Here is a 665-nt window from a genome sequence, read left to right on the forward strand (position 1 = left end):
TAGGCGCCACCTGCCTTGAGGATGCCCAGCAGGCCCACCACCATCTCCAGGCTACGCTCCACTGCCAGCCCCACCAGTACGTCAGGCCCCACGCCCAGCTCGCGCAGCTTGTGCGCCAGGCGGTTGGCGCGCTCGTTAAGCTGGCGGTAGGTCAAGGCCTGTTCGGCGCAAATGGCAGCAATTGCCTGCGGCGATCTGGCGGCTTGGGCTGCGATCAGTTCGTGCAGGCAGCGCTGCTCCGTATAACGGACGTGATCGGGGTTCCATGCTTCGATGATCTGCTGCTGCTCGGCAGCTGCCAAGGCATTCAACTGCCCCACCGCTTGCTGCGCGGACAGCGTCAGTTGCCCAAGCAGTTGAGCGAAATGCCGAGCGACCTGCACCACACTGGCCGCACTGAAGCACGCCTGGTCGTAAGCGTAATGAACCGACAGTTCCTCGCCCAGGCTGATGATCAATGTCAGCGGCACGTTGGTTTGCTCGCGGTTGCGCGTTTCAGAGAACCACAACCCCTCAGGCGCACCCTGCTGCAACGCTTCGGCCACCGGGTAGTTCTCGAACACCAGCAAGGTGTCGAACAGCCCTTCGCCGCCGTTGCCGGCCCAGCGCTGAATCTCGAACAGCGGACTGTGTTCGTACTCGCGCAGCGCCAGGTTTTGCGCCTG

General features: G+C 63.3%; 1 protein-coding gene. It reads right to left on the bottom strand.

Features of this window, described 5'->3' with window-relative positions:
- A partial coding sequence (locus QQL85_RS26425; RefSeq protein WP_284357321.1) for an AMP-binding protein occupies nucleotides 1–665 on the bottom strand: 665 nt, incomplete at both ends.

The sequence above is a fragment of the Pseudomonas putida genome (genome assembly GCF_030159595.1).
GTDB classification, from domain to species: domain Bacteria; phylum Pseudomonadota; class Gammaproteobacteria; order Pseudomonadales; family Pseudomonadaceae; genus Aquipseudomonas; species Aquipseudomonas putida_AC.